We start from the raw sequence: 20,245 nt of genomic DNA, 5'->3' as shown, positions 1-20,245 counted from the left end.
CATTAGCCCAAATACGAAAACAATATTTTTTTTTGACATGTTCTAAATTTTTCTAGTTTATTTATTTGACCAACCCCACTCTAAAGACCCAGGGATTGTTGTACATTGGATTTTCCCTGTAGTGAAAATTATAGAGCAATAGCACTTGACCATAAGACTTTCCTTTGAGTCGAAAGCGCTTCTGTAATCCCCCCAAGAAACTGCCATACCATATATTACCCAGCTGTCTATCTTTTGTCATTAGGGTATTGGACAGACTTTCATACTCTCCATGCACATATAGACTCTTCAAAATCTTTTGATTCACAAACCCACGATACCCTACCACATTTGGCTGTTTGATAGCATTTGGAAGATCTTTGGTATGCACATTCAACCTGTAAGTTCCTCCCAATCCAAACTCTAAATCCTTTTTCATTCTGTAGGAAATTTCCGGATTCAAATCTAGGTTTGTGCTTCTATCTACATGTAGCTGGAGCGTACCACCATAGACTAATCTATTCCTTATTGGCTCACCTTTAAGTGAATTTATTTTCGTAGCAGTCGACAGGTCTTCGGCATCTATAACTTCACTGTATTTCTTCTTTAAAACTGCCACTTTCTCCTGTGCAGCCTGTAAAACCTGTTCTTTTCCTGCAAAATGATCCACAGCCTGTGCCTCAGAGAGCAGAAGTAGTCCTTGTTCGTCAAAATTACCTTTCAAATGAGCGTGTTTATTTTGGAATTTCTGTAATTCCTTGTTTTGGAAACCACCCGGTAGTTCAGGCGTTTTATCATTTACAATTTCACCTGTGATAGCCTCAATCCTACTTTCATATGCCTCGCTTAGCTCCTCTTTTTTTTGTTTTACTTTGAAATTGATCTCATCCCTGTCTAGAGAGTCTATATTCGAAAGACTATCCTTATATTCCTTAATGATCCTTCTATGGGAAGCTATTTGACCTTTTAGCGCTTCATACTTCGAAAAGTATCCCCTACCTTCCAGCCTTTCCTTAGTCATTAGTATCGATTGGTTCTTCAAATTAAGTTCAGCTTTGTCCCAAGAAGCGATTTGCTCAAGGCTATAAAGGCTATCTACAAAAACATATTGTTCTTCTCTGAGTCTCAACAGCCTCTTGATAGAGTCTGTTGAAATCACATTTTTTAAACTATCATAATTCCCTAAGCTGTCTTTCTTTGCATGGTATTGCTTTTTCCTATCTTTTACATATTTCTTATATTCCCTCTGGACCTGACGGTACTCTTGTTTCATTTTATCAGTCTTTACCCCTGCTTGTTTGATACGTCCGTCAAACAGCTTCACATCGTAATGCTGAGCTTGAACACTGAGGCTGCTGATCAAAAACAATATCAAGAGAATGGCCTTTTTCAATGCTTGTTGGTTTTACAATTGTTTGTATGATTTCCTGTAGCTTATATTAATTATTTCAGTCTGGTTTGGAAGACTTTTCAGACAATCGGTCGAGTTCGATCTGCTGATTTTTAATTAATTCAGTTTGTGATTCGATCAGTTTCTGTTGTTGGATCAGGTAAAGGGTTACCTCCTCCACCTTCTCCAACAGCTTCTGATTCAGCTCCAGAATATTCACCCCTTCTTCTTCATAGACCTTGGCCGACTTCAATCCTGGCAGATGCCCATATTCCCCAATAAAGGCATCAACTTCTTCCAATGGGATCAATTCATAGTCTTTTCCAAAAACATAATCTGGCCAGTTGGTCGCTTCTAGCTTTACTTCCTTGGCTCGGATGGTACCGTTGACTTCGAGGCGGTGGTTGGGTAATAAAGTGCCAATGCCAACGTTGCCATTACTATGAATAAGAAGTCTATCATTTCCCCCAACATTTATCATAAATGAGTTAGTTTGATAAGCCCTTATCCTAGATGGATTGCCTACTAGTGAAATATCTTTGTTAAAATAAAACACTTCTCTATCCGTATAAATATGAGCACCAGTAGAATTTGCTGGACCTATGTCAATATACCCTACTTCATTTTGAAACCTAGCAGTCCATGTATTTCCACGATTAATATGAAGAGGACGCAAAGGACTTGTTGTTCCAATCCCCATGTTTCCTCCAGTTGAAGGAAATACAATGAAATTACCTGAGCCTGTTTGTATTGTAATGTCCCTATCCCCATATGTAAAAATTGAAAAATCATTCCCGTTTCCATATGCTGGACTATTATTATTCCACATAAATCCTGCATAATATGTAGTTGCATTGCCAAATCGGATATAACGGTAAATGTTACCAGTTCCAGAAAGCTTTGGATTTACATACTCAGACTCAATTGTCTGAGCAAATGAAAACATAGTGATTGCAAAACTAAAAACAACTAATAAAATCAAGCTTCTCATAAATTAATTATTAAATAAAATCTTCTCCTTTATAAAAATTAATTCGTACTCTAGTTTTTCCCTTTGCCTTTTTTCTTCTATTAAATAAAGTGTTAACTCTTCAATTTTCTCTAGGAGCTTCTGGTTTATTTCCAGCATATTCACCCCTTCTTCTTCATAAACCTTAGCCGGTTTCAAGCCAGGGAGGTGGCCATATTCCACAATAAAGGTATCTACCGCTTCCAATGGCATTAACTGATAATCTTTTTCAAATACATAATCTGGCCAGTTGGTCGCTTCCAGTTTGACCTCCTTGGCACGAATGGCACCATTGACTTCGAGTTTATGAGTAGGTAAGGTGGTTCCGATACCAACATTGCCAACATTAGTAATTCTCATTTTCTCTGAAGAACTTCCTCCAATGGTATTGAAAACAATCTTGCCTCCTCCCCTACTTGAATTAATCCTGACTCCATTTAAAGATTCTGATTCTCCTGTAGTACCTATATATCCAGCAGAATTTCCGTCATCAGATCTAATGTAAAACATTCCTTCGGCTGCGATGGTACCCTTAACATGGAGTGCTGTAGTTGGATTTATTATCCCAATTCCTACATTGCCATTTCCGCCAATGATCATTCTATTCATGAAGTCTCCATTTGAGTTTTTCCCTGTCTGAAACCTGATACTTCGATTCGTCTGCCCATTTCCCGTAGGGCTTGCCCTGATGAAAAGGTCCTTTTGATTTACTCCAGGATCATCACTGGTCAAAAATACCCCTCCAGAGTTTGAGTGTATCAACAAATGATTTCTACCTCCATTGTCCTGACGTTCAAAGAGTACATCACCATTGACATGTAGTGGTACACTTGGGGAAGTGATCCTTATTCCAACATTTCCCGAAGAAGGAAAAGTATTGGCTTGTCCAAATAGAAGGGAAGGTGTTACTGATTGTATTAAAAACAGTATAATGAAAATTTTCCTCATAATTTCCCCTCGATTAGTTGCCTAATTTCCTGAATTTCCGATTTAAGGTCATTGATCTCTTTATTTTGTTCTTTAATCTTTTTTTCCTGATCAATTGTATATAATGTCAATTCCTCTACTTTCTCCAATAGCTTTACATTCATTTCCCCAAGGTTGACTCCTTGATTTTCCACTTCTGAAGCGGTAGGGATTCCAGGTAGATGGTGATTGGAATTGATGAAACTCTCAAGGATTTCCAGACCTATCAAAGGGTATCCTTTTTCAAACACATGATCCGCCCAACCGGAAGTAGTGACATTGACTTCTTTGGTTTTTATGGAACCGTTCACCGATAGCTTAAACCCCGATATTGGGGCTATTCCAATTCCCATATTGCGATACACCCTAAGATCCCCAAGTCTGTTGAGCGTCATCAGATAATTGTTTCCAGCATTCTGGCCTGTACCCCAATAAAAATTCCCATTTGTATGAAAGCCAAACATCAATTCTGTACTTTCACCAGGGTTGAATACAATAGCAGAGTGACCTGGCGCAATTAATTGTATTGAATTTCTAAAATTATTTACTGAAGTAATCGGGTTACTACCTTCCACCGAAATACCTCCTTTTACATCCAACTTAGAGCTGGGGGAAACTGTACCAATCCCAACATTTCCAGAAGTAGGGAAGCTATTGGTTTGACCATACAAATAATTACTTGAAAAGAGTATGAGCCATATTATTATAATTGAATAAAATTTTTTCATGGGATCTCTCTAATTATTTTTTTTAAATATTCAAGTTCAGCTTCTAACCTATTTACTTTTTGAAACTTCTGTTCAAGTTGTAAAATATGTAATGTCAGCTCCTCCACCTTCTCCAGTAGCTTCTGGTTCAGTTCCAGCATATTTACACCCTCTTGCTCATATTCTTTAGCTGACTTCAATCCCGGCAGATGTCCTTTCTGATCTATAAATGATTTAACCTCTTCTAATGGCATCAACTCGTAACCTTTTTCGAAGACATAGTCTGGCCAGTTGATTGCTTCCAGTTTTACTTCCTTGGCTCGGATGGTGCCGTTGACTTCGAGGCGGTGGGTGGGAACAGTGGTACCAATACCAAGGTTTCCCATGATTGCACTGTTTCCACCCCTTAAGTGAAGGGGATGTTGCAAAACTGTCCCAGAAACTTTTACATATAAATCTACTTCAGATTTCTCATTATAAGTATGACTTCCATTGTGGGTCACATATGGCAATGAATTTTGAATACCATCATAAACAATGGGGGAAACATTGTAATTAGCATTATAATAATATGTTGTCCCACCACCTCTAAGCCAAATGATGATCCTTCTACTTTGATTTCCATTTGAAGAGTCCTCCCAACCAGCAATAAAGCCTAATGTCAATGGATTTCCTGAATTACTATTCACAATGTGTGCATTTATGAAATGTGATTGATGGCCCCAGTCGGTAACATGGAATTTGAAAGAAGCCAAAACAGAACCTCTAAATTGGCTATTTGTATGGATAAATGAGCGTCCAATATCTAATTCTGTCTGTCGGCTGGAACTCCAACCTCCATCCAACCACGTAACTGGATAAAATGTATTGAAATTCCCTCCCACAGTAATATTCCCACTTTGCTGAGCCTCTATCGAAGTACATACCCCAACAACAGCTAAAAGCAATAAGGGGACAAACTTTAAGACAATTTTTGCCATCATCTTAGATCAATTTTGTTGCTTTCTTTCCAGCTGTTTGATTCTTTTTTCCTGTTCGATCAAATGTAGCGTCAGCTCCTCCACCTTCTCCAACAGCTTCTGATTCATTTCCAGTATACTCACCCCTTCTTCATCATACTCCCTTGCCGTCTTCAGACCAGGTAGATGTCCTTTCTGATCTATATAGGATTTGACCTTTTCCAATGGCATTAACTCATAATCTTTTTCAAATACATAATCTGGCCAGTTGGTGGCTTCTAGTTTCACCTCCTTGGCTCGAATGATGCCGTTAACTTCAAGGCGGTGTGTGGGAACAGTAACGCCAATTCCGACATTGCCCTTACTAGTTCCAGCCCCGACAATTATATTTCCATTATGATAATGATTTAGATAAATATTTCTACCTAGTTTACTGTCTAGATGAAGATTACCATTGGAAGTAGCAATTCTTGAAGAAGTTACGTTTGTAGTCCAGCCTCCCAAAAAAAGACTCTCCCCATAAAAGGAATTAGGTCCTATTCTTACCCCTGGCAAATCACCTGAAGAAATGTCAAGCTTATATGCTGGAGATGTTGTTCCTATTCCCACATTCCCATTATGAAGCAACCGCATTAGACTTACGTCTGCTATAGTTTGGATATCTAAGCCATTTGCAGCCCCCTCCCCAATTCCTCCAATCCTTATCCTTGCTATATTATTCATCCAACCAAGGAAAGACACTGCGCCATTATTAGCTGGATTTGAAGTGACTAAATTAGAGTTTGTGCCAATTTCTCCAATTACTTCTAGTTTACGTGTTGGCGTTAATGTTCCAATCCCTATGTTTCCATTAGTAGGAAAAGTATTGCTTTGCCCAAAAAGATAGCCTGGTAGAAATAAGAGCACCAAACAAAGTAGTGTACAGACTTTTTTCATAATTTTTCTTTTATCAGTAGTTTCAATAATTCTACCTCGGCCTCCACATTTCTTAATTTCCTCTCTTGACTTATGGTATACAGCGTCAACTCTTCCACCTTTTCCAACAACTTCTGGTTCATTTCCAGCATATTCACCCCTTCATCCTCATATTCTTTAGCTGACTTCAAACCAGGTAAATGTGCATTTTCCTCGATAAAGGCATATACTTCTTCCAATGGCATCAATTCGTGGTCATTTCCAAAAACATAATCTGGCCAGTTGGTGGCTTCCAGCTTTACTTCCTTGGCTCGGATGGTACCGTTGACTTCAAGTTTGTTATTGAGAACATTTGTCCCTATACCGAGGTTACCTTTAATGAAAAACTTGTCAATTTCACGTCTAGAAACTGCTGTGGAGACATAGTCAATTACAGCACTAAGCTTATCTTGATTTTGAGCAATGCCATTCATTTCATATGTCACAACCTTTAATTCCTCTCCACTTGAGTTTGCCCATCCTACAAATTGAAATCCAAGAGTATGTTGTTGAGGGAGGTAAGGAACATCTAAGGCCATATATTTTTTACCATTATAAAAGCAGGTTTTAAGTTTCCACCCTGTCACATCATGATCATGAGAATCTAATGACGCAACAAAACTCCTGTACGCAGATCCAGAGTTTATTTGCATAACATTCAAACGATGCATTGCGTTTATATCTCCACGCATTGCTAAAATGGAACCAACGACAAAATTATTTGGCAAATCTGTACCATTATAAATTTCATGTAGCAGGATCAAAGTTTTAGTGTATGGAACGTTCTGATCTAAGGGAATTGTTACTGCTTTGTAATTTCCATGAATATTTGTTTGACAGTAAGCATTAAAAGCAAATACATAGCATAGGATTGAAAAAACAAATCGAAACATCTTTAATTATTTAAATTTTCTAAAACTTCAATTTTCAACTTCATGACCTCCAACTCTTTATCTTTCTGTATTAAATAAAGTGTTAATTCCTCAATTTTCTCTAGCAAAATCCTACTCATATCCCCTAATGAGACCCCATCTTGGATTACCTGATTTAATGATGGTACATTAGGTAAATGCCCATTTTTCAATATAAATTCCTCTGTTGCATTCAAAGACATCAGATCATAACCAGGCGAAAACACATAATCTGGCCATCCTGACAAAGTCACTTTTACTTCTTTAGCTTTTACAACACCATTTACATCAATACCTCCATCATTGAAAATAGCCTGTACTCCCCCACTTGAGTATCCTCTAATCAGCCAACTCTGACTTGTTCCATTATTTGCATATTGTCTAAGGTATTGACCGCTTGCATTGGAATTCAATTCTGTGTAACTTGATGCATTTCCATTCCAAGTTGCCGATCCATTCTGGTTGAGTCTATATATTTGTTGCCCTGAGGCATTTCTATGTTGAAAATACATGCCCTCTTTCTGCAGATCAAAAAGCAACCTGTCATTTGTACAGAATATTCTGATTTGTCCAGAATTATTTGAGGTTGACAGCTGGATGTACCCTCCTTGAGTTACCGATTTACCTTTGATGTCAAGAATTGAATAATTAGAATTTGAAATCGGGGCAGTCGTTCCAATACCGACACTTCCAGAAGTAGGGTAAATATTATTTTGAGCAATTAAATTAAAATTTATGGCTACCAACCCTATGATTGTAAAAAGTAACCAACTACTATTAGTATAAATGAGTTTTAAACGCATAAATGCAATTTTTATTGATGTGAGTTAATTGCTACTAGCCAATCCAATCATCAATACCTTGCTTGTAAGTTAAGCTCAAACAAAATGAGCTTAACTTACAACATTTACATTTTGAAACTAATAGATACTCGACAAATATTAAAAATTTAAAATTGTCAAAAAATACCTAGTTCTAGGTATTTTATTGTTCAGGAAAAATTCCTAACTAGCTGAATTTTATAGATCTAAACAAGAAAATTTTCAAATACAAATTATTGAATTTAGAACCATTAATAGATCATTTCATTTTAAGTCTGAAAACACCCCCAAATTTAATTTCTTACACCCCTCGAAAAAAAATAGAAGATTTTTTCAGTAAGATATTTTTTTAAGAAATTTCAACAAAAAATCAGCTTAATATTAAAATCTAAACCCTTATTCTTTACCCAATTACAAACCCTTAATTCATCAGTAATCAATCTAATTTTCATCACTTACTTAGAGCAAGGATACATTGCTTTGCTTTTTCGAGTAAGGATGTTTAAAAAATGAATGACTCATTCAACCAAATTTCCATAATAACCAAACAAGGAGGTCATAACAACCCCTCATCGTCAAATGAATAGTAGTTTGAATTGTGATTTATTAGTTCTTGTTTAAAAATAGTGTGACGAATTATTTCAACTTCACTTTTACCTCTTCCCTATGTGCTTTCATTTTCGATAGCACTAAAAAAAACTGTAATTAGACCAATAGAAATTTCGCTTCAGCAACAGCTTCTATATCCTCGAAAAAGTTCGACATAATTCCGACTCCCGCTACAGAACAGGCAGAATAGACGACAATATAGTCCTTCCCGTTTGCACCCATAAATTTGACTCCACAAAACCAAGAATAATAACCCACTTCCAAAATACAGTGTGATTTTTATCTGGTCATATACCTCAAATTGAGTCCACTTTCTTTTAATAAACAAAGAGGACATGAAAAGCAACAAATATGATATTTATCCAGATGAAATAATAAAAATCTGCAAACAACATGGATTGGATGTTAACTTAGAACAGGCAGAGTTCATTTTGAATTTTATCAGTATTTTAGCTATAGTAACATTTAATCTAGATACTTAAGAAAACAGCGATTCTATACATTCGAGTGAGTACAGACGAACAAGCGGACAAGGGGTACTCCCTCCAACATCAGGAAGAGTCACTTAGAAAGTACTGTCTGCACAATGATATCGAAGTTCGGAAAGTTGTTCAAGAAGATTACTCAGCTAAAACTTTTAGACGTCCTGCATGGACAGAAATGTTGGACGACATAAAAAAGCGTAAAATGAGGGCCAAATTAGTCCTTTTCACAAAGTGGGATAGGTTTAGTAGGAATGCTGGGGATGCTTATCAAATGATTAGTATTTTAAGAAAACTTGGGGTGGCACCTCAAGGAATAGAGCAACCACTGGATTTATCTGTCCCAGAAAATAAAATGATGCTCGCTTTCTATTTGGCTGCTCCTGAAGTCGAGAATGACCGCAGAGCCCTCAATGTTTTTCATGGTATGCGAAGAGCCAGAAAGGATGGTAGATGGCTTTGGAAAGCACCTTATGGTTATCGTAACCGTACTACTCCTGAAGGCAGACCTACAATAGTTGTCCATGAAGAAGAAGCCGCTCACCTTAAATGGATTTACACAACCATTGCAGAAGGTAATTACTCTTGTGAGCAAATTATAAAAAAAGCTAGGGAAAATGGTTCCAAGCTCACGAAAAATAACTTCTGGTGGCTTATCAGGAATCCATTCTACTATGGAAAAACCTTTGTGCCCCCTTACAAAGATGAACAAGGTGTGTTTGTAAAAGGCCAACACCAACCAATCATAACTGAAACTTTGTTTAATGAGGCTCAGTTGGTACTTGATGGCAACAAGCGCAACAGAAAAACACAAATAGTTACCAGTGAGCAAATTCCCCTTAGGGGTTTTCTTGACTGTCCAAAATGTTCTAGGTCTTTAACCGCGAGTGCGTCTAAAGGCAGAAAGCAAAACTACCATTACTATCATTGTACTTCCAAATGTGGGGTACGGTTCAAAGCTGATGAAGTAAATGATTCCTTTGTGAAACATCTTGCTAACTTCAAGCTTAAACCTGAATTTATTGGTGTGATCAAAACTATTTTTTCCCAACTTTTTGATAAGGAAAAAAACTCAGAAATAAAGGTAAAACACAAATTGTTGATCTTATAGATCAGGAAAACAATAAAATGGCTAAGGCTAGAAAATTGCTATTAAACGAATCCATAACCCCTGAAGATTATAAGGAAATGAAACGAGATTGTGAAGCTGAAATAACCAGTCTAGAAATCGAGTTGGCTAAGGTTGCACCACCACTTGACCTGCAACCTATTAAGTTTTTGGATAGTGTTCTGAAAATGGCTTCAAATATTGATAATCTGTATGTTACAGCTAACGTGGAGTTGAAAAGGCGTATATTTGGTTCGATCTATCCCAAAAATTGGTGTTTTGACGGAACACAACATCGAACCACTTTAGTCAATGAAGCACTTCGAAGTTTCTACCTGATTAACAACATGTTAGAATCTAAAAAAATAAGTCCAAAGTCGAAATTTTCGACTTTGGACAGTGTGGTGGACTCAACTATCAACATTTCGAACCGACTTTCAAATGATGTTGATATATTAAAAACTCTATATCAAGATATAGTCTTCATGATTTCTTCTTTTAGGTTAAAGATTTATATGATTATACGCTACTTTGCCAATAAGGCTGAACTGACGCAATAACAAGTCTATCAAATAGTTTTTCTCCAAAATATCTTCTGTTTAGCCTATAACAGAACTCATCGAGGTAGTTTTGGATATACTTCTCGGAAATCATTTTAAATTTCCTTAAATCACCCTTGAGGTTACTAATAGCTATATGAACCCATCTGACCTTGGAGTTCCAGCGCACTAAAGCCCTGCTTAGTTGCTGTAAAGAAGGTGATTGCGGTTAGCCATTCCTTAAGTGTAAGATTACTGTTTTCCATGACCGTACCACTCTTAAGGCTTGTTCTAAAACTACAGCTTTTACACTGAAACATATTCTTGGCGTGAAGCAAGTAATGATCTAATCCCTTTCATTTCTTACATACTACCCCTTCTTTGAGTCTTTTTGCCTTGAAGAATTCTATGCAAGACTTTTCATCTGGAAACCTTTCATTAAACTTAAGTATAATCATGATCAGTATTTTATATTTGATCACAATTAAACCATTTCAATCCTCCTCATCAAATCATTGACACTAAGTGTCAATATTTAATTTGGCCGCTGGCAAAGTTCCGTAGATTCATAAACTCTATTTTGAAATAACATAAGTTCTACTTTGAATTTGCATCTGGTAGAACCATGAAAAATCACCATACCAAAATCAAATTAAGCTTGTTCTTCATCCAAATTGACGATCTCAAAATCAAGCTCGGGTGGAATACCCCGAAACGCCAAGAAAATTCGTGCTGTAACTAGCACGTCTTTGGAGCAATAAGTGCGGATAGTCTGGAGATCATTATGCTTGTAGTAGCTCTCATTTACTTTTGATCCATCTATACCATCTTTGGAAGTAGGTATATCAAAAACAGTTGCCAATAACTCTAACCTTGTGTAATGTTTGTAATCCCCAAATTTCCAAAACTCCAAAGTGTCCAAGTGCCTGACTTCCCACGGCTTTTTGCCTGCAAGCTGTAGTGGTTCTGGTAAAGGAATCCTATTGATGAGAATCCTTCTTGCCAAATAAGGGAAATCAAATTCTTTTCCGTTGTGGGCGCAAAGTGTCCAAGGCTTTTTATCCAAAAGTTCTTTAAAAGCCTTTAGGGTATGGTATTCACTAGGCTCTGCAAAAGTCTTCGATCTATAGGTCAATGTTTCGGTTTCTTTATCGAAGTGAAAGAAACCTACACCTATGCAAATCACCTTCCCGAATTCGGCATAAATCCCTGCCTTTTCAAAAAACAAACTTCCAGGAACAAGCTCTTCCTTGACCCCATGTAAATGTCTTTCTTTCTTCAGCCACTCTTCTTGATACCTTTCAGAAAGCAATTCATAACCTGGCTCAATAGATGCTGTTTCTATATCTAAGAATAGGATATCATTCAATTCTTCAAAAAAATGTTTCATAGGATTGTGATTTTAACCATGCAGGACACCTTCTAGTCCCAGTTCAGGAATCATTCTGATATGTGAAGGATCCATACTTCCTTCAGTAAAGATAAACTTTTTGTCAAATATCTGATCCAAGATATAATAACTCACCCAAAACTCATTGTTCAGCACAAAAACGGAAGGATCAATCGGTTCCACCTTTGCAATAGATTGTGACCCCAACTGCTCAATCATGTGGCGCAAAGTAGACGTCTTACGCTGCTCTCCATCTATGATCCCGTATCCTTTGGAAGTGATCATCACAGTATTGAGTTCTATGAGGTTGAGGTTGATAATATATACCGACCACTCTTCATTTCCATTGACATAATCCTTGGCAATGGCCAATTTCACACCTGTGACTGGATGAAAATCTATATCTTTTTTCATTTACTCTTTATTGAAAGTTTCTTTTTCTTATTCCTAAATTAATGAACTAGCTATTTTCTTCATTCTAGAAGATTGATCGTACAAGTCAAATACCTATTAGTTTAAATAGGCATAATATTTGACAAAATTCAACCGCTTTTCATCGAATGAGATTCATTTATTTTTTGATCCAGAAAACATTTCTGGTCTATCCCAGTCAACTTTGTACACTAAACTTTGACCTATTTAAAAAGTATAACCTACTCTAATTCCATTTCGAATAGTGCAGCGATGTGTTTTTTGACTTTATCTTTTACTTCCTGCTCATCTACTGGTCTGTCCAGTTCCATGTGCATGGATGTGACAGCCTTATCGGCTATACCGCAAGGGACTATATTTCCAAAGTAACTCAAATCTGCATTTACATTGAATGCAAATCCATGCATGGTCACCCACCGGCTAGACTTCACTCCCAAAGCACATATTTTTCTCGGATTCTTCTGCGTTACATGATCCAGCCAAACCCCCGTAAGCCCATCTATTCTACCTGCTTCAATTCCATAATCTGCCAAAGTCATAATAATGGCCTCTTCTAGGAGTCTCAAATACTTATGGATATCCGTAAAGAAATTATCCAAATCCAATATCGGATAGCCCACCAACTGACCAGGGCCATGGTAGGTAATGTCTCCACCACGATTGATCTTATAAAATGTCGCTCCCTTTTCCGCTAATGCAAATTCATCCAACAATAAATGAGAAAGCTCACCACTTTTACCCAAAGTATAGACATGGGGGTGTTCTACAAAAAGTAAATAATTCTCGGTCAATTGTTGATTTTCCTCACCGGCCTTGCGATTCTCTATCTTCAAAGTGACAGTTTTTGCAAAAATTTCTTCCTGAAAATCCCAGGTTTCTTTGTAGTCCTTTTTACCAAGGTCTAGAAATTTTACTTTTTTATTGATAACTTTATTCACAGTGGGTATAAATTTCTTTTATTATCCAACGCCAATTGAAGCGATTCAGTTCTTGAATTGATGAAGTCCGAAATAGGCAAACAGTTTTTACTTTTCAAAATTAATGAATAATTGTCATGGCAACACACAATGAAAAAGGAAAGCTTGCAGAAGAACAAGTCAAAGATTAGCTAAGTGGCAAAGGTTATGAGTTCAAAGTATCCAATTACCGGCATGGATATGCAGAAATCGACTTGATTTTTGAGTACGAGGGAATTCTTGTATTTGTAGAAGTGAAGTTCAGAAGTGGAACTGGATTTGGCTATGCTGAGGAATTCGTAGTCTACACAAAACGAAAACTTCTCATCAAAGTGGCCGATCACTATATCCATGAAATCGATTGGCATAAAGACATCAGGTTCGACATCGTAGGTGAATATCAATACAAAAATGGAAACATCAACTTCAAGCATTTTGAAGATGCGTTTTATTTATTCTTCTTGAAATTCAAAAGATTAGCAAAACCAATACTAAAAAACTGAAATACTATGCCCGCCTGATTACTTAACACCCAGTTGTATTGAATACTTGATAAAACTTTTTATTTTTTTGAATACCTTAAATAGAAAAAGATCATAAAACCAACAAAATATCGTACACAATGGCTTTTGATCTTTATTTTTTATTCCAAAAAAGGTGTTGCTTTAAGCATCAAAACGATTGAACATGATATCAATAGTCAATCTAATGCTCACCTAGTAGGTAAGAATAAATGGATTCTGGAGAACAGGGATACCCTGACTAGGTTGTATATCGAAAGACTGGACTATGAGTTAGATGAGGAAGGTCAAGATTTGTTTGACTGTTTTTAGGGTTTTATTTTTGCATCTCTCTTACTCAACATTGAGTATATCAAACCAGATTATTTTGCTTTGGAAGCCATGGAGTTTGTGGAAAATATCTCCAAAGAACTCAATCTATATGTCCTTGACCCACAAATTGAAACAAATCAAAATCACCCAAGAAAACCACTTAAAAGAGATTTGATTGAAAGTTGGAAAGCAATCAATCATAAATTCGTCTTACATCATTATCAAACTGAATCCTTATGCTACGCCGAAGTCAAACAAACACAAAAAGTATTTGAATTTAATAAAATCAAAGTTGACTTGAAGGCTAGGTTTGGGCCTAAGTTTATGATAAATAAGCTTGAATTCCATAAACTAAAAGCAAATAATCAGATCATCACTGTCTACCCTTGGTAAGCAAGTTTACCAAGTATTTTACCTTCAGCTGATTATTACCTTTTGAGTAAAACTGTATGTAAACTTATCGAAACCGTAAATGAGGTAGGCCTGGTCAGTGAAAAAACATTCCATTTGAAATTTGGTGATTTCTTAACAAAAACCGAATCACCTATTTACAGTATTATGCTATCAGAAGATATTACACGAGCTTCCAAGGTAAATGGTGATATACAATTTGACCTTCAAGAAAAAGACATAAACTACTCTCATCGAACAAAGTCGTTAATGTAAAACCAGAAGATTAAAAAAATGGCACTTCGGTCTATTTCATTTCTTTAATCAAGGTAAGATCCATTTTTAAAAATTTGTAAATTAGCAAAGGTTGATTAATTGAGTTTAAGAATAGACGCTCAAGACAATCCTTTCAAAAACATCTAATACCAGAACTATGCGGCAACTTATTTTGATTCCACTATTATCTTTGATTTTAGGGTGCGATGATTTCAAAGAAAATCAACCTGGTACAAATCAAGACATGTACTTCCCGCCAAATTCTGGCAGTGATTGGGAAACAGAAAGTATATCATCCTTGGGTTGGAATAAAGATGCCATACCAGAGTTAAGAAACTACCTAATTGAGTCAAACACTAAAGCATTCATGATACTTATCAATGGCAGGATCGTATTAGAAGAATATTTTGATGGTCATAGCGTATCAGACAGTTGGGAATGGAATAGTGCTGGAAAAACACTCGTAGCAACTACCTCCACAATTGCCCTTCAAAATAATCAAATTCAGATCGATAGCAAGGTATCTGATTATTTGGGCACCGGGTGGACTAACATGCCTTCTGAAAAAGAAGCCCTAATCACTGTGAAAAATTTATTGAACATGTCTGCTGGAAACGATGAAAGTAAGCAGCTCATGGTAAAACAAAATATAACCTATATCGCAGATGCAAGTTCTAGATGGGCATACAGCAATATTTTTCAAAAATTAATTGAAATCACAGAAGTTTCAAGTGGCAGTTCTTACGAAAATTATTTCAATAAAAACCTCAAAGAAAAAATAGGGATGGACGGGTATTGGAATTTTGGTCTTGTCTTTACAATATACCACAGTACTGCACGAAGTATGGCAAAATTTGGAATTCTGGCTCTAAATAAAGGGAAATGGATGAACGAGCAAATTATTGATGAAGAGTTGTTCATTCAAAGCATATCTACTTCCCAAAATCTAAATCCATCTTATGGTTATATGTGGTGGCTCAATGGCAAAGAAAACTACATGTTACCCAGTGACAGAAATATATATCCAGGGATGCTTGTATCAAATGCCCCCGTTGACATGTATGCGGCTATGGGGGCATTTGACCAAAGACTTTATGTTGTACCAAGTAAAAATATGGTCGTTGTAAGAATGGGAAATGCATCAGATCCAAACAATCCAGTATTCGCCGGATCCAAATTTGATAATGAGCTCTGGTCAAAAATCAATAAAGTGTACCAATAACATCCTGTAATTTCACAACTTATCAAGTATTTAACCGTGCCTCCCAAAAGATCTCGTCTGATTTAGCCTCCCATGTCCTTTTGGTTCCAATGATTAGGTTTTTTGCCAAGTCAAACCCATGTGCTTGTCTTTCATAGAAATGCATCATATATCCCGCAGTATTTACAAAACACAGCAAATCACCAATCTGTGGAAACTGTGGTAACCTAATACACCTTTTCAAAATAAAGTCTTGCTCAAGACAATATCCTCCGACAAAGTAAACTTCACATGGTTCTGAATTCAACTTTTCTTGTGGAATAAACAGCGGGTCAACCAAAAAATCTGCACTAGCGCTAGTCATTTGTGATTTGTTCATCTCCAACCCTACCAATAAGCGGCCTTCTGCATCTTGCTTACGATAGGCTACTTTTGCTACAGTAAGTCCCGCTTGAGCCAAAATTGATCTCCCCGGCTCTATTCTTAGTTCAATATTTCTCTCATTAAGCAAATCGTAGCAACGTTGACCTTGCTTTTCAGTTAATAAAATTTCTTCTATAAACTTACCTTGAGACAATTTATTGAAGTACGGATAGACCTTTGGTTCACCTACTACCTGTCCATTCTGCAAAGTCATCCCTAGTAGATCTTTCTGAAAAGTTACTTCCTCCTTTTCATTTTTAGCACTCTCTTTCAAAGCTTGGTGAAACTCGTCCCATTCAGCTGCTGAAGCGAGGTAATTCATCAAAATCCCACCACCTATATCAATAAATGAAGTATCGAATCCATGTGGCCTTATTTCATCGGCTAAAGCTATGGTTTGAAAAAGTGCAGAAGCTCTCTCTGACACACTGTAGCCATTCAGATGAAAATGAAATCCATCAAAATTTAACCTGTTGAATTTCCCTCGAGGATTGAAATGCAAAAAGAGAAAATCTTTAACCTTCTCCACATCAAAACCAAACCTTGAATAAAGTCTTTGCTCTTTGTGCCGAAAACCACTGAGCCTAATCCCAACATTTAAGGTTTCATCATATTCCTGAAGTACTTTCTGCAATAAATCACATTCGTCCTCATTGTCCAAAATAAGCGGTATCTGATGCTTTACAGCATATTCTATAAGTTTTTGGTTTTTGATAGCGGCAGTGACTGTAATTGATGATGCTTCCAACCCAATAGCCACGCAGTCTTCAAGTTCCTCAATACTTGCTGTATCTACTCCGAATCCTAACTCTTTGGCTGCCCAGACGAGACTTTTACATTTATTAGATTTTCTTGCGAAAAATATTTTGTGTTTGAGACCATACTTATTAAAGACCTGCTCAAATTCCTGAAAATTCTCTCCGAACACATCCAAATTGATCAAATTGATAGGAGAACCAAATTTACTTATCCAATCAAAAATTAAATCGTGGTCTTTGTTAAGCTCTTCTATCCAAGGGTGTAAAATGGGTGTTAAAGGCAAATATTTCATTTTTAGTATATTTTATTAAACTCGTTTGAATCCAATTGGATAGTAGGTTATTGTTTGTTCTCGATAAACTTTCATTATCTAGTGTCCATCCTTCAGTAGGTACTCCATACATACAAATCCTTTCTTGACTGACTACCCTACCTATTTGATCCAAAGCCAGACAACCAGGGGTATAGCCATCATTATCAAAAAAGTTGACGTTTTGTAAATTCAAAAGTCGTTGAATATACTCTGGCTGAGTAGCAAATCCAGCTGACTTTGCAATTCTGGCATCAATACAGGTCTTTGCAATTTTATTATGTTCAGGTTTGCCGGACGCATTGTGCACTGCAACTTTATTTGTTTTTGCTAACTCACCTTTTCCGAAACTCAAAATACTTGTGTCTGCTAATGCCAAAAGCTTTTCTACATTCTCTTTGGGCGGGCCAAATGCTGTGCGTTGTATTTTCTTATAAAAATGCCTGTCAAAATAACGCTGACTTGTTCCCGTCAATTTCCCAAAAGCATAAAGTTGCTGACATAAAGGGTATATTTTTGCCCAAAGGGCTGACATAGCAATACGAGAAGCTTGTAAAGGTTTAGCTTTATCTGGGTTTGCACTCAATCTCAGGTATTTCACAGCTTGATGTGGCGCCCGTATAGAGCTGAACTTTGGACTAAGAAATTCATTCAAATCAAATGGTTTGAAACCTGGAAATAAGAGTCCTGCACAATGTTCCAAGTCACACAAAGTTTTGTCTTGAGGGATATGCTGATTGGTGTAAAAGTGTAACAAATGCATTACATATTGGTATCGAAACTCATGCACTATGAAAGGTAAAACTTGCTTCCTAAAGTCAAGTTTATTGAAGCTACGACATAAATAATCAACCGATTCTTGAGAAAAGAACCTCAAAGTAAAAACTTTATCAGCCAGTGGAGGCTGTCTGGCCATCATTGGGATCCCAGATCTAGAATATGCATAAATTGAATGTGGTTCATTTCTTGACGGTAAGTATTTGAGTTTTCCATTTTCTCGATAAAATTTTCCACCTCTTCCCTCTGTGAGTCCAAGGATCACATCAATACTTGTAAGTCCAAGACCTTTGACGACTACTTTCTCGCCTTTAACTTTTTGATTGCTTATGTTCTCTATAGGATAGATTTGATTTACTAATCCTTTAGTAGAGTTTTGCATTTTTCCATCATAAATATGTCGCTCCTTGGTATCCAATGTATAGCTGTGGCCTGAACAGCAAATAACTTCATCAAAACTTCCTAGCATTCCAGACTGGGTTTGAAGTTTGACTTTTCCCTCCTCATCAAGAAGACTGACTACCTCATCTATTATCAAATGAACTCTAATATTAGCAGGTAATGCTTCTATCACTTTGACAAAACAATGCTTGATATATAATCCAGTCAGTGCTCGTGAGCAAAATTGGTCAGGCTGAACATGCTTCTCTTTGTCAACTTTGTACCTTTTGATAAACTCTACCAAATTTGGTCTATCATGAATCAACTGCTCTTTTTCTTCGGTCCAAAAATTGACTTGACCAATAGGGTTATTCATCAACAAATATGCTGGTTGGGAAGTTGAAAAATTAGGACCTGTTCCAAAATCAGGTGTTTTGTTGAAGCAAACAATTTCTAAAGTTTTTCCTTTCCCTTTGGAGTTCCATACACTTGCAAGTCGTTCTATCGCATAAGCACCTCTAGGTCCTCCTCCTACTATTGCAATTCTTAGATTGGCCTCTTGAGCATAAGTGCCACTGTGAAAATCCTCAAGCAACGACTTGCTTTGACAAGAAAGGTTTCTTATTGAATCAATTCCCCACATAGTCATATGCTTTTTCATTGATTAAGGATAAGGTTTCGTACCCAAAGTTTTCTAAGATCCATTGATCAGAGAAGATAGTATCTAGGTATCTCTCGCCACGGTCACAAATGATGATCACAGCTTTTTCATCTCGTCCCATTTCTAATTTCTCAACAGCAGCCACTAAGGCTCCCGTGGAGCCACCTGCCAATATCGCTTCCTGACTCAGTAATTTTTTGCAGCCTACAATACACTCCCATTCGTGAACCCATTGTGGCTGATGTATCAGCCTTCTGTCTAAAAGCTTGGCAGGAACAGATGCTCCAAAACCAGGTATAACCCTTTTTGCAGGGGAACCTCCAAAAATCACACTACCATAAGCATCAACAGGAATTACTTTGACAAGATTCTCTTCACACCAACTCCCTTCAGCCAAGCCCATTAAAGTACCACATGTACTAGTTGCCGAAAGGATAAAATCTGGGGCTTGACCCAATTGCTCTTCAATTTCCTTAAAAGTATTGTGATGAGTCATCGGGTTTAGTGGATTTTCATATTGCTCTACCCAAAAAGCGTTGGAATGCTGCTCAAGAATTTCTTTGACCCTGGCTATTCTAGCACTCAGATAAGAACCAGATTCGTCTGGTGTTTGTACCATTTCCACTTCAGCGCCATAAGCTTTGATAAGTTTCAAGGTTTGTGTATTGATGTAGGGGTCAACGATTAGCTTCAATTTTAGGTGATGATACAAGCAAATTTGTGCCAAACCAACACCCATATTACCAGATGTGCTCTCCACAATTATTGAATTCCTATCGATAAGTCCATGTTTCATGGACTCTTCCACGATAAATTTTGCTGTACGATCTTTGATACTTCCAGCTGGATTCATTAGCTCGAGCTTTCCATATACCTGCTTGTCAGGGAAAAGTTTGGAAAGTCTCACAAGACCTGTATTTCCCACGAATGAAGTTATGCCGCATGGCACTTGCATCGTTCTATTCAAATATTCGATCATATAATAGTTGGTTTAGTAATGTGGGTAATCAAATGCTATGATC

Annotated in this window: 18 protein-coding genes and 2 pseudogenes; 5 read left to right on the top strand and 15 right to left on the bottom strand. The window is 36.9% G+C overall.

Annotated elements, in window-relative coordinates; all coding sequences use genetic code 11:
* Positions 1 to 61: 61 nt before the first annotated feature.
* The 8 genes from MM239_RS04890 to MM239_RS04855 are packed head-to-tail and all read right to left on the bottom strand — an operon-like array spanning position 62 to position 7,678.
* Entirely contained in the window at positions 62 to 1,372 is a 1,311-nt protein-coding gene (locus MM239_RS04890; protein ID WP_241347083.1) for a hypothetical protein, read from the bottom strand.
* 55 nt (positions 1,373 to 1,427) lie between these two features.
* Positions 1,428 to 2,360: a hypothetical protein gene (locus tag MM239_RS04885; RefSeq protein ID WP_241347082.1), complete on the bottom strand. Its 933-nt coding sequence runs from the start codon at positions 2,358 to 2,360 to the stop codon at positions 1,428 to 1,430.
* Positions 2,361 to 2,363: 3 nt separating this feature from the next.
* Positions 2,364 to 3,326 (bottom strand): tail fiber protein, encoded by a 963-nt coding sequence (locus tag MM239_RS04880; RefSeq protein ID WP_241347081.1) that lies wholly within the window; start codon positions 3,324 to 3,326, stop codon positions 2,364 to 2,366.
* Positions 3,323 to 4,072 (bottom strand): hypothetical protein, encoded by a 750-nt coding sequence (locus MM239_RS04875; protein ID WP_241347080.1) that lies wholly within the window; start codon positions 4,070 to 4,072, stop codon positions 3,323 to 3,325. The genes MM239_RS04880 and MM239_RS04875 overlap by 4 nt, the downstream gene beginning before the upstream one ends.
* The gene (locus tag MM239_RS04870; RefSeq protein ID WP_241347079.1) at positions 4,069 to 5,034 is read right to left on the bottom strand and encodes a hypothetical protein; all 966 of its coding nucleotides are present in this window, start codon (positions 5,032 to 5,034) and stop codon (positions 4,069 to 4,071) included. Before MM239_RS04870 ends, MM239_RS04875 begins: the two co-directional genes overlap by 4 nt.
* 6 nt (positions 5,035 to 5,040) lie before the next feature.
* Complete coding sequence (locus tag MM239_RS04865) at positions 5,041 to 5,946, bottom strand: hypothetical protein (RefSeq protein WP_241347078.1); 906 nt, start codon at positions 5,944 to 5,946, stop codon at positions 5,041 to 5,043.
* On the bottom strand, positions 5,943 to 6,857 hold the full coding sequence (locus MM239_RS04860; protein WP_241347077.1) for a hypothetical protein: 915 nt from the start codon (positions 6,855 to 6,857) through the stop codon (positions 5,943 to 5,945). Before MM239_RS04860 ends, MM239_RS04865 begins: the two co-directional genes overlap by 4 nt.
* A 2-nt stretch (positions 6,858 to 6,859) precedes the next feature.
* On the bottom strand, positions 6,860 to 7,678 hold the full coding sequence (locus tag MM239_RS04855) for a hypothetical protein (RefSeq protein WP_241347076.1): 819 nt from the start codon (positions 7,676 to 7,678) through the stop codon (positions 6,860 to 6,862).
* Positions 7,679 to 8,812: 1,134 nt separating this feature from the next.
* Between MM239_RS04855 and MM239_RS21075 the strand changes: the two genes are divergently transcribed.
* Complete coding sequence (locus tag MM239_RS21075) at positions 8,813 to 9,898, top strand: recombinase family protein (RefSeq protein WP_241347075.1); 1,086 nt, start codon at positions 8,813 to 8,815, stop codon at positions 9,896 to 9,898.
* 17 nt (positions 9,899 to 9,915) lie between these two features.
* Positions 9,916 to 10,455 (top strand): hypothetical protein, encoded by a 540-nt coding sequence (locus MM239_RS04845; protein WP_241347074.1) that lies wholly within the window; start codon positions 9,916 to 9,918, stop codon positions 10,453 to 10,455.
* Here MM239_RS04845 and MM239_RS04840 read toward each other — a convergent pair.
* The 4 genes and pseudogenes from MM239_RS04840 to lipB all read right to left on the bottom strand — a co-directional run bounded on the left by MM239_RS04840 (position 10,415) and on the right by lipB (position 13,194).
* Positions 10,415 to 10,892: pseudogene (locus MM239_RS04840) on the bottom strand (hypothetical protein). The gene MM239_RS04845 and the pseudogene MM239_RS04840 sit on opposite strands and share 41 nt — an antisense overlap.
* Before the next feature lie 194 nt (positions 10,893 to 11,086).
* Entirely contained in the window at positions 11,087 to 11,824 is a 738-nt protein-coding gene (locus MM239_RS04835) for a 3'-5' exonuclease (protein WP_241347073.1), read from the bottom strand.
* A 12-nt stretch (positions 11,825 to 11,836) separates the two neighbouring features.
* Complete coding sequence (locus MM239_RS04830; RefSeq protein WP_241347072.1) at positions 11,837 to 12,238, bottom strand: hypothetical protein; 402 nt, start codon at positions 12,236 to 12,238, stop codon at positions 11,837 to 11,839.
* A gap of 239 nt (positions 12,239 to 12,477) precedes the next feature.
* A complete protein-coding gene (gene lipB / locus MM239_RS04825; protein ID WP_241347071.1) occupies positions 12,478 to 13,194 on the bottom strand; it encodes a lipoyl(octanoyl) transferase LipB in 717 nt (238 codons plus the stop codon).
* Between the two features lie 116 nt (positions 13,195 to 13,310).
* On the opposite strand from lipB, the pseudogene MM239_RS04820 reads away from it, so the two are divergent.
* The 3 genes and pseudogenes from MM239_RS04820 (at position 13,311) to MM239_RS04810 (ending at position 15,933) form a co-directional block, all read left to right on the top strand.
* A pseudogene (locus tag MM239_RS04820) lies at positions 13,311 to 13,715 on the top strand (YraN family protein).
* 399 nt (positions 13,716 to 14,114) lie between these two features.
* Positions 14,115 to 14,438 (top strand): hypothetical protein, encoded by a 324-nt coding sequence (locus MM239_RS04815; protein ID WP_241347070.1) that lies wholly within the window; start codon positions 14,115 to 14,117, stop codon positions 14,436 to 14,438.
* A gap of 430 nt (positions 14,439 to 14,868) precedes the next feature.
* The gene (locus MM239_RS04810; RefSeq protein ID WP_241347069.1) at positions 14,869 to 15,933 is read left to right on the top strand and encodes a serine hydrolase domain-containing protein; all 1,065 of its coding nucleotides are present in this window, start codon (positions 14,869 to 14,871) and stop codon (positions 15,931 to 15,933) included.
* 22 nt (positions 15,934 to 15,955) lie between these two features.
* On the opposite strand, the gene MM239_RS04805 is transcribed toward MM239_RS04810, so the two are convergent.
* Genes MM239_RS04805 through sbnA form a run of 3 tightly spaced genes read right to left on the bottom strand, consistent with a single transcriptional unit; the run spans position 15,956 to position 20,202 of the window.
* Complete coding sequence (locus MM239_RS04805; RefSeq protein ID WP_241347068.1) at positions 15,956 to 17,386, bottom strand: type III PLP-dependent enzyme domain-containing protein; 1,431 nt, start codon at positions 17,384 to 17,386, stop codon at positions 15,956 to 15,958.
* On the bottom strand, positions 17,334 to 19,223 hold the full coding sequence (locus tag MM239_RS04800; protein ID WP_241347067.1) for an FAD/NAD(P)-binding protein: 1,890 nt from the start codon (positions 19,221 to 19,223) through the stop codon (positions 17,334 to 17,336). Before MM239_RS04800 ends, MM239_RS04805 begins: the two co-directional genes overlap by 53 nt.
* A complete protein-coding gene (sbnA, locus tag MM239_RS04795) occupies positions 19,192 to 20,202 on the bottom strand; it encodes a 2,3-diaminopropionate biosynthesis protein SbnA (RefSeq protein WP_241347066.1) in 1,011 nt (336 codons plus the stop codon). Before sbnA ends, MM239_RS04800 begins: the two co-directional genes overlap by 32 nt.
* Positions 20,203 to 20,245 lie beyond the last annotated feature (43 nt).

Source organism: Belliella filtrata (assembly GCF_022549775.1).
Lineage (GTDB): Bacteria > Bacteroidota > Bacteroidia > Cytophagales > Cyclobacteriaceae > Belliella > Belliella filtrata.
The sequence above is the reverse complement of the archived record's forward strand: the minus strand, read 5'-3'. Positions and strand labels throughout refer to the sequence as shown.